The organism is Cryobacterium sp. N21 (assembly GCF_002929575.1).
Lineage (GTDB): Bacteria > Actinomycetota > Actinomycetes > Actinomycetales > Microbacteriaceae > Cryobacterium > Cryobacterium flavum.
In genome coordinates this window covers 343,941-355,718 of the sequence record NZ_PJJQ01000035.1, presented here as the reverse complement: position 1 = coordinate 355,718, position 11,778 = coordinate 343,941, and the positions used below count along the sequence as shown (strand labels likewise).

Genomic DNA, 11,778 nt, shown 5'->3' with positions numbered 1-11,778 from the left:
GCCGGGTGGAGGACGGTTTGCGCAGGCGGCGGGGAAGCATCCGTCTAAAAGTGGATGCCCCCGGTCACGACGGCGAGACCACGGTGTCGCAGCGCCAGCAGGCCGCGGGGAGCTCGCCGGAAACGTAGGCGCCGCACTCGGGGCAGACTTGCTCAAGCCAGCAGACCGGGTCGCCGCCGATCGGTTCGTCAGATCTGCTCATCGTTGACCTCCTCCTTTCAGTATGAACCCCGGCGGGCATGAAAAGACCCGAGGCCCCCCGCTGGAGGAGGAGGGGGCCTCGGGTGGGCGTCGAGCGTCAGCTCGGGTTGGGCGCGCCGGGGCGCGCGTAGTAGAACCAGGCCAGGCCGGTGCAGAGCACGCAGAACGCCGAGCAGCCGATAAAGAAGGCGGTCGGGCTCATGGCGGTGAGGGCCATGCCCACGATGAACGGTCCGAAGGCGGCGATCGCAGCGGTCCAGCCGATCGCGCCGCCGGCCTGGCGCTTGGGGAAGATCATCGGCATCTGCTTGAACGTTCCGGCGTTGGCCAGTCCGGAGAAGAAGAAGATGATGATCATGCCGGTGAGAAAACCGTAGAACTCGTCAACACTCGTCGGAGTGAGAAAGAACACCGTGACGATCGTGCCGACCGTCATGCCCGCGCCGCCGATGAACGTGAAGATGGCGCCGCCGAACCGGTCACAGAGCGGGCCGCAGGCCGCGCGCACGAGGGCGCCGACCACCGGGCCGATGAAGGCGAAGGCGAGCGGGTTGGGTGCATCCGGAAAGTCGCCGTAGACGTTGAGAATGATCAGGCCCATCTGCGCGGCCAGGCCGCTGAAGGCGCCGAAACTCATGAGGTAGATGGCGGTCATGATCCAGGTGTGCTTGACCTTGAAGATGTCGAGCTGCTGACGAAAGTTGGCCTTGATCGGCACGCGCTTCAGAAAGAGCAGGGCGAGAATGACCGCGAGGATCACCCAGGGAATGAGCACGAGTCCGCCGTTGTGCAGCCAGACCAGTTCGCCGTTCGAGTCGCTCTCCGGGGTGAGGGCGGCGGTGCCGAGCAGACCGAAACCGACCACCCACGGGGTGAGCAGCTGAATCAGGCCGATGCCGAAGTTGCCGAGGCCCGCCTGCAGACCGAGGGCGGTTCCGGCCAGGCGCTTCGGGAAGAAATAGCTGGTCGAAGCCATAAAACCGGAGAAGCTGCCTCCTCCGATACCGGCCGCGAACGACAGCGCGAGCAGCACCCAGTAGGGGGTGGAGACGTCGCGGGCGACGAGGGTCCAGCCGATCATCGGCAGCAACAGCAGTGCGCTGGACAGGGCGACGAGCACCCGGGTGCCGAGAATCGGCGGCAAGAACATGAAGACGAGCCGCAGCAGGCCGGCAGCGAGGCCGGGCAACGCGACGAGCCAGTACAGCTGGCTGGTGCTCAGGTCGAAGCCGATGTCATTTAGCCGCGGGGCGATCGCGCTGACCAGGTACCAGGCCGCGAAGCCGAGGGTCATGCTGAAGGTAGTGATCCACAGGGTGCGCCAGGCGAGATGGGAATCCCACGTTTCCTCCTTCTCCGGATCCCAGTTGGAGAGGTCCGGCTTCAGCGTGGACGTGACGCGTGGGGGTGAGACGGTTGACATGTTTTCCTCGGCTGGTTGTCGGGCAGGCCGCCCGGTTCGCAACCAGCTTGTTCGTTCGGGCTTCAGGGTGCATTGGGCAAACACCGTGACAAATGATTCCAACGGATGCCGATGGCTGGCGTGCGCCCCGCTGCGACCGCTCGTGGCACTCGTTCGCTCCGTTGGCACGTGTTCAAACCAGTGCCACGTTCCCCAATACGTGCCGTGACGCATCTGCTGGTGCCGCCACCCGTTGATCAAGCGTGCCGAGATCGCCGTCGTCCAATGCGACCCTGTCTGCGGTCGCCGGGGGGCGGCATCCGCTCGCCGCGGTACTGTGGAACGGTGAAAACTCAGCTCAAGCTCGGGGCCGAACTCGGGGCCGTCGTGATCACCGTGTCTGATCGCTGTTCGCGCGGCGAACGCGAAGATAAATCAGGCCCGGCCGCCGTCGATGCGCTGGGGGAGGTTGGCATTCCCTGCGGGCCACCACGCGTAGTGCCCGACGGCATTGAGAGCGTGGCCGGGGCGATCTCGGGCGCGCTCGGCCACGGCGCTCGCCTCGTCGTGACGACCGGCGGCACCGGGGTCTCGTCGCGCGACCTCACCCCCGAGGGCACTGCCACGCTGCTGCACACGATTCTGCCGGGCATCTCCGAGCGGATGCGCGCCGTCAGCGTCGCGACGATCCCTACCGCCGTGCTCTCCCGCGGCATCGCCGGCATCGCCGATTCGGTCGGCAACAACGGCGCGCTGGTCGTGAACCTGCCCGGTTCGGTGGGCGCGGTGCGCGACGGTGTGGCCATTCTCGCGCCGCTGGTGCGGCACGTCATCGATCAGCTCGACGGAGGAGACCACTGATGGGCGCTGGCACCTCGGACCTCTCGGGTAACTCAGATGCGGCAGGGCTCGGCTTCGCCCGGGTGACCGAATCACGCCTAGACGTCAGCGAGCACATTTCGGCCGTATCGGGCCGGTCGCACGGCGCAGTCGTGACCTTCATCGGCCAGGTGCGCGACCACGACCCGGATGCCACCGGCCGCGTGACGGGCCTCGATTACAGCGCTCACCCCGACGCTGAGCGCATTATCGGCGCAATCGCGGAAAGGATGCGGGCGCAGCATCCGCTCGTGGTTTTGGCGGTCAGCCACCGCATCGGACACCTCGACGTCGGCGACCTGGCCCTGGTGGCGGCGGTCGCGAGTGCGCACCGCGGCGTCGCTTTCGCGGCCTGCGAGAGCCTGGTCGAGGCCGTGAAGGCTGAGGTTCCGATCTGGAAGAAGCAGTATGAGGTCGACGGAACGCATTCCTGGGTCGGTTTGTAGCGTTTGTAGCCGGGTGGGTGTGCAGAACTGCGGAGACCTCCGCGAAATCGGCCGATTCAGCGCGCGATCAGGGGCATTCAGCGGAAATCTCCGCGGTTGTGAACGGTGCTCAGCCGCCGGCGAAGGGCGGCAGCACGTCGACCGCGTCGGTGGGCGCGAGCGGGACCGCGTCATCCGTGGCGCGCGTACCGTTCACGAGCAGGGAACACAGCCGGAGCACGCGCACGAACTCGTTGCCGTAGCGCTCGCCGAGCTCGGCGCGGAGTTCGCCGATCGTGCCAGCCTCGAGCGTGGCCGTCTCCGTCTGGGCGGCTTCGGCAGCTCCGGCGAAGAAGCGCAGGGTCGCCATCACAGTTTCTCGGGTGCCCAGTCGCGGGCGAGTTCGCTCGCGGCGGCGCAGGCGGCTTCAATGTCGGCTCCGGTTCCACCGTTCTTCGCGGCGGCGAGCCCGATCAGAAAAGTGCTGAGCGGTGCGGCCGGCCGCGCCACATTGTGGGCGACGTCGCGGGCGACGTCGAGCAGATCGCCGACGGGAACGTCGGCCGGGTCAAGCTGGAGCCGATCGGCGAGTGCCGTGAGCCAGCCGTCGAGCGCTTCGGGAGGCAGCGGTGTTGAGCTCATTGGGGGTCACTCCTCGGGTTGGGCTGAATCTCGGTGAGACGTGCGGAACTTCTCTCAACATCCTGCCACGTGTCCACGTCGATTCCGGCTCCGGATTCGTCGAGCAGTCCCTTGAGGTTGAGTCCGGCGAGCAGCTGCCGCATGCTGGCGCCGTCGACGCGGTCGCCCAGGCTTGCCACAGCAGCGCGCAGGGCGGTGCCGCGATAGATCCCGGCGAGCCACTGGGCGTGGCCGCTGCTGTCGATGAGATGCACACCGTCGCACTGCTCCCCGATGCTCTCGAAAGCGGATGCTGCCGTAACCAGCAGGCGCGCGGCATCCGCTCCCCGGGGCAGGTCGCAGGCGAGCACGAGCAGCCAATCGGCCGGTTCGTCGAAATGTTGCTCGCCCTGTGCCCCCTGTGCGGCGAGTCCGGCCGCGATGCCAGCGACCGGTCCGCCATATGGCGGGTCTTCCAGCGCCCAGATGATTGCGGAGTCCGGTGTCGGCGCGGTGGGGGCTTGCGTCGCGGCGGCCCGAGCACTGGGCGGGCCGACCACGACCGTGTGGCGGGCGAGGGGACGGGCGTCGAGCACGCGGGAGAGGAGCGTGCGTCCGGCCACCTCGACCGCCGGCTTGAATGCGCCGCCGAGGCGGGTGCCGCGGCCGCCCGCGAGTACGATCAGGTCGGGTTGTACAGTCATGAGGCTTGGCGAGCGGATGGCCGCGCCCGATACTGGTGCGCGCTACGGTAACCGGCGTCGCGGCCAACCGTTTCGGGCGCGCTCACGGTGGTGGCGGGTGCGGGGCATCCGTTTTGGGCGAAGAAATGCGTCATCAACGCAGGAGCAGACGCCGGCAGGGTCACGCGCGCAGCCAGTCGCCGCTCTTGCCGCCGCTCTTGGCGAGCAGGCGCACGTTCTCGATCGTGACCGATTTGTCGAGGCCCTTGACCATGTCAACCACGGCGAGGGCGGCGACCGAGACGGCGGTGAATGCCTCCATCTCGACACCGGTGCGGTCAGCGGTGCGCACTGTGGCTGTGATGCTCACCCGGTCATCCTCGACGACGAGGTCGACGACGGCGCCGTGCACGCCGATCACGTGGGCGAGGGGGAGCAGGTCGGCGGTCTTCTTGGCGCCCTGGATTCCGGCGATGCGGGCCACGGCGAGCACGTCGCCCTTGGGCGCGGTGCCGTCACGGAGGGCCGCGATCACGGTCGGGCCGCAGCGCACGAAGCCGGCGGCGGTGGCGCTGCGCACGGTGGGAACTTTGTTGGTCACGTCGACCATGCGGGCCTGTCCGGCCGAGTCGAGGTGGGTGAACAGCTGAGCGGGAACGGTCGCGCCGGCCGTGTCGGTGGTGTGCGTCATGATGTCAGCATGACAGTGATGCGGTCGCCGCCGCGAATGTGAGTCGTGTCTTCGGGCACGATGGCGAGTCCGTTGGCCTGCGCCAGGCCGGCGACGAGGTGCGAACCCGACCCTCCGCGGGAGGCCGGGCGTACTTCGGAGCGGATGCTGCCGGTGCTGGCACTCGTGCTCCCCTCGGCGGTGATGACGGCGGGTGCATGCTCGATCACGGTTCGGTGCGTCACGATCACGGGCATGTACTGGGCGCGTCCGGGCGGCGAGTTCCAGCCGTCGGCGACGGTGGCCGTGATCGTGCGGCGATGCAGGGCCGGGTGGTCTGGTGACGGTTGGTCCAGCGACGTGGCAGTGGTCCCGACGGTATGAGCCTCGGTGTCGGTGCGCATGGCCCCGTCGTTCGGTGCGGTCGCCGTTTCGTCTGCTCGGTCGATCGGGTCAGCCAGGCCGTGGCCGAGCAGACGCCGCAGCGCCGGCCGCACGAACACCTCGAAGGACACGTCTGCGCTCACCGGGTTGCCGGGCAGGGCGAAGATGAGCGGTCCGGGCACGTCGCCCGTGGCGGGCCAGCGTCCGAAGCCCTGTGGCTTGCCGGGTTGCATCTTGACCGGGCCGAAATCCACAGTGCCGAGCGGTTTCAGTACGGCTTTGACGACGTCGTACGCTCCGACGCTCACACCGCCGGAGAGCACGATCACGTCGACCGTGCCGGCCAGCTCGGTCAGCAGGGCGCGCAGCACGTCGTCGTCGTCGGGCACGGCGCCGATCCGCACGGGAATACCGCCGGCCTCAGCGACGGCCGCCGAGAGCAGAAAGGAGTTGGAATCGGGAATCTGGCCGCGACGGGTCGGGCTGCCGGGGGTGACGAGTTCGCTCCCGGTCGAGATGACGGCTACGCGCGGCGCTGGATGCACGAGCACAGAGCGGGTTCCGGCGCTCGCCGCTGCGGCGACCCGGGTGGGCCAGAGCACGCTGCCCGCGCGCAGCACCCGATCGCCCGCGTGGGCGTCTTCGCCGGCACGACGCACGTGAGCTGCGACATCGGGCGCCCGCACGATCGTGACCAGTTCGGTGCCCTGGTCGGTGTCTTCGATCGGTACGACGGCATCCGCTCCGTCGGGAATTGGCGCGCCCGTCATGATGCGCGCCACCTGCCCGGGAACGAGGCGTGGGTTCTCTGCGGTGCCGGCAGCGAGATCGGCGACGACCGGCAGGGTGATCGGATTCTGAGCGGATGCCCTGAGCAGGTCAGCGCGGATGACGGCGTAGCCGTCCATCGCGGAGTTGTCGAACGGAGGCGTGTCGGTCACCGTGAGCACGTCTTCGGCCAGCACCAGCCCGCGGGCGGCGTCGAGCTCGACCCGCACGGGCAGCAGCGGAGCCACGCTGCCGAGCACGACCGCGAGTTGCTCGGAAACGGTGCGCGCGGTCGCGGCGGGGGCACAGGCATCCGCTCGGTCGGGGTGTGCGTGATCGTTCTCTCGATGGCCGGACGTGACCTCGCGTGAATCGGATGCCTCGTCGGGTCCAGCGTGACGGTGTGCGGCCCCCGCGTGATCGCCAGACCTGACCTCGTGTGAATCGGAGGAGCCAGTCGCGTCGGTCGAAGCTGGAGCTTCCGAGGAGGCGGCGTGTCGTTCGTTGTCGGTCACCGCTCAGACCAGGCTGTCGGACTGGCTGGCACTGCCAGCGTCGTCGCGCGCCGAGGCGTGCCGCCCGGCCGGGGCGGGCTCTGGCGCGGCCCAGCGACTACCGAATCCGGGAGCTCGCCCGGCGGTGACGAGGTCATCCCAGGCGAGGATCCCTCCGGTGAACACCGACACATCGGCGAATCCGGCCTCACGCAGGGCGTTCGCGGCCCGCGCTGCCCGACCGCCAGCGTGGCAGTGCACAATCAGCGGCATGTCCGTCGGCAGCGCGGCGCGGCCGCTGGCCGACAGTACGCCGTCCGTCAACAGTTCGCCGAGCGGCAACAGTCGGGCCGTGGGAATCGAGCTTTCAGCGAATTCGCTCGGCTCGCGCACGTCCACGACGAGAAAGTTGTCGGTACCGGCGCCCTGGGCGACGAGGCGGTCGACGAGCTCGACGCTGGTGACCTCGGGGGTGCTGGTCATCGCCACTCGAGCGGCTTCCTCGGCTTGTTCGGCGGCTCGTTCGGCAGCGGTCGGCTCGGCGGCAATGCCGGTCCCGAGCAACGGAATCTCGCTGAACCGGCCCGACAACGCGTCGATCACGAGTACGCGGCCAATCAGCGGCGAGCCGATCCCGGTGATGAGCTTGATGGTTTCGGTCGCCATGAGCGACCCGACCTGGCCACACAGCGCGCCGAGCACACCCGCGTCGGCGCAGTTCGGCACTTCGCCCGCGGCTGGCGGCGTGGGAAACAGATCGCGCAGGTGCACACCGGTCACGCCGGAACCCTCCGGCGGAGTGGCCCAGAACACCGAGAGCTGGGCGTCGAATCGCAAAACGGATGCCCACACCAGCGGCAGCCTGAGCCGCGCGCAGGTGTCGTTCACGAGGAACCGGGTCGGAAAGTTGTCGGTGCCATCGATGACCACGTCGTAGCCGCCGATGATCTCGGCTGCGTTGGCCGCGACGAGGCGTTCGGCGTGCCGAACGACCCTGGTCTCGGGGGCGATCTCAATGATGCGCTCGGCGGCGCTGTCTACCTTCGGGCGGCCGACATCCGCTTGCCCGTGGGCAATTTGACGCTGCAGGTTGCTGGGTTCCACGTCGTCGCCGTCGACGATGCCGATGGTGCCGACGCCGGCCGCGGCCAGGTAGAGCAGGGCGGGCGAGCCGAGCCCGCCGGCGCCGAGCACGAGCACCCGGGCGTTGGCGAGGCGGCGCTGGCCGAGTTCATTGAGCTGGGGGAGGCGACGCTGCCGGGCAGTACGCGCGGATTCGGACGCGCTGAGCTGATCAACGGGCTCAACAAGGGGAGGAATAGCCATGGCTTAACGCTAGGCGCTGCGGGGCCTCGCGGCCACCCGCATCCGTTCATCGGTGTTCCACCGGCATAACTCCTGCAATTTCTCGAGGCCCGAGCCGACATGCCCCTGTTTCAGCGGTAGTCGAGAGCCCCGGCGAGCAATTTGCAGGAGTTATGACGGATGCCTCGGTGGCTAAATCAGGAAATCGTCGGCCGGATGAGCCCATGCAGCGTCAACGTGGCAGGTTCGACCGGGATTTCCTGAAGTAGCCACGGGCGCCGGGGGACACCGTTCAACAGACAGGCTGCCCAAACCGCAGATGCGGTGCTATTGTTCCATTTATGACGCAATATCGGATCAGTGAGGCCGCCGGGTTGCTTGGTGTCAGCGATGACACCGTGCGACGCTGGGTAGACGGTGGCCGTCTCGCCGCGGATGCCGACGCATCCGGTCGTCTCGCCGTCGATGGAGCCGCGCTCGCCGCCTTCGCCGTCGACCAGGCAAGCACCCCGACCGACCCGTCCACAGTGGGCCGCAGCGCCCGCAACCGGTTTGTCGGCATCGTCACCGCCATCACCACGGACACGGTCATGGCCCAGGTCGAGTTGCAGTGTGGCCCGCATCGCGTCGTCTCGCTCATGTCGAGCGAGGCCGTGCGCGAACTCGGCCTCGAGATCGGCTCGCTCAGCGTGGCCGTGATCAAGGCCACCAACGTGATCGTCGAAACTCCGGGACGGATGCTGTGACCCGCCTGTCCCTCGCCGCCCTGGCCGTGCTCGCCCTGGCCCTCACCGGCTGCGCGCCGTCAACCGCCCCGAATATCGCCGCTGCCAGCGCGACCGCAGACCAAACCCTCAGTGTCTACGCGGCCGCTTCCCTCAACCCGGCCTTCGACGAGCTCGCCACCCTGCTGGAGAAGCAGAACCCGGGCGTCGACGTGCAGGTCACCTACGACGGATCCTCCACCCTCGCTACCCAGATCGAGGCCGGCGCGCCCGCCGACGTGTTCGCGAGCGCCGACCAGAAGAACATGCAGCCGCTGGCCGACGGCGGGCTCACCGGCCCGGCCACCCTATTCGCCGGCAACACGCTTCGCATCGCGGTTGCCCCCGGCAACCCGCTGGGCATCGAGAACCTCGAAGATCTCGCCCGCTCCGGTGTGATCACCGTGCTGTGCGCGGCGCAGGTGCCGTGTGGGGCGGCATCCGCTACCCTGCTCGCCAATGCTGGGGTCATTCTCACGCCCGCGAGTGAGGAGCAGAATGTGACGGCTGTCGTCACTAAGGTCGCCAGCGGCGAAGCGGATGCCGGCCTCGTCTACGCGACGGACGTCGCCGCGAACCCCGGCCGCATCGAGGGCGTGACCCCGGCCGGAGCGGACGCGGTCGTCGGGCACTATCCGATCGCCGTCGTCAAGGAGAGTGCGCACGCTGAGACCGCCCAGGCCTTCGTCGACCTCGTGCTCTCGCCCGCCGGGCAGGCCGTGCTGGCCGCCCACGGTTTTCTCGCTCCGTGAGGGTTCTTCTGCCCTGCCGCCCAAGCATCCGCGGGACACCGGGCCCACCTTGTGGCCACGGGCCCAGTTTAGAAACTGGGCCCGTGGACGGGGCCCGGGCCCCGTCCGTTACGTACCGGACCCGGAGCGCGCACTCGCGCAGGCCGCACCGGAGGGCGAGCGCATGATCCCGCGCCTGCTTTATGTGCCCGCGAGCATCGGCCTCGCTCTGCTCGTGCTTCCGCTCGCCGGACTCCTGCTCAAGGTCGACTGGCCCAGCCTGCCCGCCCTGCTCCTCTCGCCGGAAGCCCTGCAGCCGCTGGGACTCTCGCTCGCGACGGCATCCGTTTCGACCGTGCTCTGCCTGCTGCTCGGAGTGCCGCTCGCCGTCGTCATCGCCCGTTCCAGACCGCGCCTGGCCGGCGTGCTGCGGGCACTCGTCACCGTGCCGCTCGTGCTGCCGCCCCTCGTCGGCGGCATCGCACTGCTCTCCCTTCTCGGTCGCAATGGTGTGCTCGGCAACACCCTTGAGCTCGCCGGGCTGCGCATTCCGTTCACGACGACCGCGGTCGTGATCGCGCAAACTTTTGTGGCGCTCCCTTTTCTCGTGATCGCGGTCGAGGGTGCGCTGCGCACCGCCGGCGTGCGTTACGAACGCGTCGCCGCCACCCTCGGCGCCCATCGCGGCACCGTCTTCGCACGCATCACGCTGCCGCTCGTCGGTCCCGGCCTGCTCGCCGGCACGGTATTGAGCTTTGCCCGCGCCCTCGGCGAATTCGGCGCGACCGCTCTGTTCGCTGGCAACCAGGCCGGAGTCACGCGCACCATGCCCCTTGCCATTTACACCGCGTTCAACGGTTCTGGCGTCACGACCGACCAGGCCGTGGCACTGTCGTTGCTGCTCATCGCGGTCGCCGTGATCATCCTCGTGCTGGTCGGAACCCGCCGGACGAGCGTGCTCTCATGACCCCCGCCCTCTGGAAATCCGCCGCCAACGCCCTGCTCGAGGCGAACCTGCAGCTCACTCGCGGCTCGTTCACCCTCGACGTGCAGCTCTCCCTTGCGCCCGGCGAAGTGCTGGCGCTGCTCGGACCGAACGGCTCGGGCAAATCGACCGTGCTCGATCTGCTCGCCGGCCTCGCCGCGCCCGACCACGGCACGGTCACCATCGACGGCGCCGTGCTCACCGCCCCCGGCCGCTTCGTAGCCCCAGAGCGCCGGGCCATCGGGCTGCTCGGGCAAGACCCGCTGCTGTTTCCGCACCTCAGCGCCCGATCCAACGTGGCGTTCGCGCTGTGCGTCGGCGAGGCCCAATTGAGCGCCGCCCAGGCCCGAAAAGAGGCCGACCGCTGGCTCGACCGCGTCGGCCTGAACGGCTTCGGCGGCAGCAAACCGGCTGCACTCTCTGGCGGACAGCAGCAGCGCGTCGCCCTCGCGCGGGCCCTCGCGGCCGGGCCGCGCGTGCTCCTGCTCGACGAACCCATGGCCGCCCTCGACGCGGAGACCGCGCCGTTCATGCGCCAGCTCATTCGCGAGCAGCTGGCCGAAACCGGCACGAGCGCAATCATCGTCACCCATGACATCGTCGACGCGGTCGTGCTCGCCGATCGCGTCGCTGTGCTGCACGACGGGGCCCTCATCGACGAGGGCACGACCGCAGCAGTGCTCGCTGCCCCGCGCAACCCGTTCGTCGCGGCCCTCGCCGGCGTCAACCTCGTAGTCGGCAGCGTGCAGAACGGCGCGATCGCCGCCCCCGACGGCCGTATCTTCCACGTTCGCCCAGCGGATGCCGCCGCCCTCACGCCCGCGTCTTCCGGCACTCCGGCGTCGGCGAGCGCCATCACCCTCGGCGGGGCCGACCAGAACGTTCCAGCCGCGGCCGTCTTTCGCCCGGCATCCGTCGTCGTGCAAACCGAACAGCCGCGTCACGCGAGCCCGCGCAACGTCTGGTCGGCCCGGGTGACCGGCATCGAGCCCGGCAGCGGCGGCGTGCGCCTGCGCACGAGCGGCGACCCCGAGGTCATCGCCGAACTCACCCCCGCCGCCGTTGCCGACCTCGGCCTGCAACTCGGCTCCACCGTCTGGCTCTCGGTCAAAGCCACCGAGGTCAGCGCTTTCCGCCGCTAAGCTCGAGCAGGGGGCACGTCGATTTGTAGCCGGGGGATGCTGATGCCGACTTTGCGGGTGACTGATTCGGTGCTGGACGGCCTGTCGACGACCCTGTCCGGGGCCGCGGCACAGCTGAGCTTTTCCGACTGGATATTTCGCTGGCCAGAGGGTGCCCTGCAGAGCGACTCGGTCGCGGCTGCCTTGCGCGACGCGACGTCCCAGCAGAGCGCACGAGCCGACCTGGCCGCGCTGGCGCTGACCGCGCTCGGCGACTTCCCGAGCACCGTGGCTGAAAATTTTCACGCGACCGACTCCGCCCTCGGCCGGCAGGCGAACTGACCA

At 69.0% G+C, this 11,778-nt stretch carries 15 protein-coding genes; 7 read left to right on the top strand and 8 right to left on the bottom strand.

Going from position 1 to position 11,778, the window contains the following annotated elements:
• Positions 1 to 64: 64 nt before the first annotated feature.
• Together CXY77_RS20360 and CXY77_RS16100 are read right to left on the bottom strand one after the other, a co-directional pair.
• A complete protein-coding gene (locus tag CXY77_RS20360; protein WP_167552427.1) occupies positions 65 to 202 on the bottom strand; it encodes a hypothetical protein in 138 nt (45 codons plus the stop codon).
• A 96-nt stretch (positions 203 to 298) separates the two neighbouring features.
• On the bottom strand, positions 299 to 1,624 hold the full coding sequence (locus CXY77_RS16100; RefSeq protein ID WP_104088996.1) for an MFS transporter: 1,326 nt from the start codon (positions 1,622 to 1,624) through the stop codon (positions 299 to 301).
• A 324-nt stretch (positions 1,625 to 1,948) separates the two neighbouring features.
• Between CXY77_RS16100 and CXY77_RS16095 the strand changes: the two genes are divergently transcribed.
• On the top strand, positions 1,949 to 2,464 hold the full coding sequence (locus CXY77_RS16095) for a molybdenum cofactor biosynthesis protein B (protein ID WP_233197454.1): 516 nt from the start codon (positions 1,949 to 1,951) through the stop codon (positions 2,462 to 2,464).
• A complete protein-coding gene (locus CXY77_RS16090; RefSeq protein WP_104130484.1) occupies positions 2,464 to 2,928 on the top strand; it encodes a molybdenum cofactor biosynthesis protein MoaE in 465 nt (154 codons plus the stop codon). Before CXY77_RS16095 ends, CXY77_RS16090 begins: the two co-directional genes overlap by 1 nt.
• A 109-nt stretch (positions 2,929 to 3,037) precedes the next feature.
• On the opposite strand, the gene CXY77_RS16085 is transcribed toward CXY77_RS16090, so the two are convergent.
• The 6 genes from CXY77_RS16085 to CXY77_RS16055 all read right to left on the bottom strand — a co-directional run bounded on the left by CXY77_RS16085 (position 3,038) and on the right by CXY77_RS16055 (position 7,853).
• A complete protein-coding gene (locus tag CXY77_RS16085; protein WP_092340340.1) occupies positions 3,038 to 3,277 on the bottom strand; it encodes a MoaD/ThiS family protein in 240 nt (79 codons plus the stop codon).
• The gene (locus tag CXY77_RS16080; RefSeq protein WP_092340339.1) at positions 3,277 to 3,549 is read right to left on the bottom strand and encodes a DUF6457 domain-containing protein; all 273 of its coding nucleotides are present in this window, start codon (positions 3,547 to 3,549) and stop codon (positions 3,277 to 3,279) included. The genes CXY77_RS16085 and CXY77_RS16080 overlap by 1 nt, the downstream gene beginning before the upstream one ends.
• Positions 3,546 to 4,232 (bottom strand): molybdenum cofactor guanylyltransferase, encoded by a 687-nt coding sequence (locus CXY77_RS16075; protein WP_104130483.1) that lies wholly within the window; start codon positions 4,230 to 4,232, stop codon positions 3,546 to 3,548. The genes CXY77_RS16080 and CXY77_RS16075 overlap by 4 nt, the downstream gene beginning before the upstream one ends.
• 160 nt (positions 4,233 to 4,392) lie before the next feature.
• Positions 4,393 to 4,902, bottom strand: a complete 510-nt coding sequence (gene moaC, locus CXY77_RS16070; RefSeq protein ID WP_092340337.1) for a cyclic pyranopterin monophosphate synthase MoaC — start codon at positions 4,900 to 4,902, stop codon at positions 4,393 to 4,395.
• A complete protein-coding gene (gene glp, locus CXY77_RS16060) occupies positions 4,899 to 6,548 on the bottom strand; it encodes a gephyrin-like molybdotransferase Glp (protein ID WP_140425562.1) in 1,650 nt (549 codons plus the stop codon). The genes moaC and glp overlap by 4 nt, the downstream gene beginning before the upstream one ends.
• 3 nt (positions 6,549 to 6,551) lie before the next feature.
• Positions 6,552 to 7,853, bottom strand: coding sequence for a ThiF family adenylyltransferase (locus tag CXY77_RS16055; RefSeq protein WP_092340335.1), 1,302 nt, complete (start codon positions 7,851 to 7,853; stop codon positions 6,552 to 6,554).
• A 320-nt stretch (positions 7,854 to 8,173) separates the two neighbouring features.
• Here CXY77_RS16055 and CXY77_RS16050 point away from each other — a divergent pair, with 320 nt between their 5' ends.
• From CXY77_RS16050 to CXY77_RS16030, 5 genes are all read left to right on the top strand, one after another.
• The gene (locus CXY77_RS16050; RefSeq protein ID WP_104088999.1) at positions 8,174 to 8,578 is read left to right on the top strand and encodes a molybdopterin-binding protein; all 405 of its coding nucleotides are present in this window, start codon (positions 8,174 to 8,176) and stop codon (positions 8,576 to 8,578) included.
• Positions 8,575 to 9,348 (top strand): molybdate ABC transporter substrate-binding protein, encoded by a 774-nt coding sequence (gene modA, locus CXY77_RS16045; protein ID WP_092340333.1) that lies wholly within the window; start codon positions 8,575 to 8,577, stop codon positions 9,346 to 9,348. The genes CXY77_RS16050 and modA overlap by 4 nt, the downstream gene beginning before the upstream one ends.
• A gap of 163 nt (positions 9,349 to 9,511) precedes the next feature.
• The gene (locus CXY77_RS16040; RefSeq protein WP_104130482.1) at positions 9,512 to 10,294 is read left to right on the top strand and encodes an ABC transporter permease; all 783 of its coding nucleotides are present in this window, start codon (positions 9,512 to 9,514) and stop codon (positions 10,292 to 10,294) included.
• The gene (locus CXY77_RS16035) at positions 10,291 to 11,454 is read left to right on the top strand and encodes a sulfate/molybdate ABC transporter ATP-binding protein (RefSeq protein ID WP_104130481.1); all 1,164 of its coding nucleotides are present in this window, start codon (positions 10,291 to 10,293) and stop codon (positions 11,452 to 11,454) included. Before CXY77_RS16040 ends, CXY77_RS16035 begins: the two co-directional genes overlap by 4 nt.
• A gap of 57 nt (positions 11,455 to 11,511) precedes the next feature.
• On the top strand, positions 11,512 to 11,775 hold the full coding sequence (locus CXY77_RS16030) for a hypothetical protein (RefSeq protein ID WP_134505135.1): 264 nt from the start codon (positions 11,512 to 11,514) through the stop codon (positions 11,773 to 11,775).
• The last annotated feature ends 3 nt before the right edge of the window (positions 11,776 to 11,778 follow it).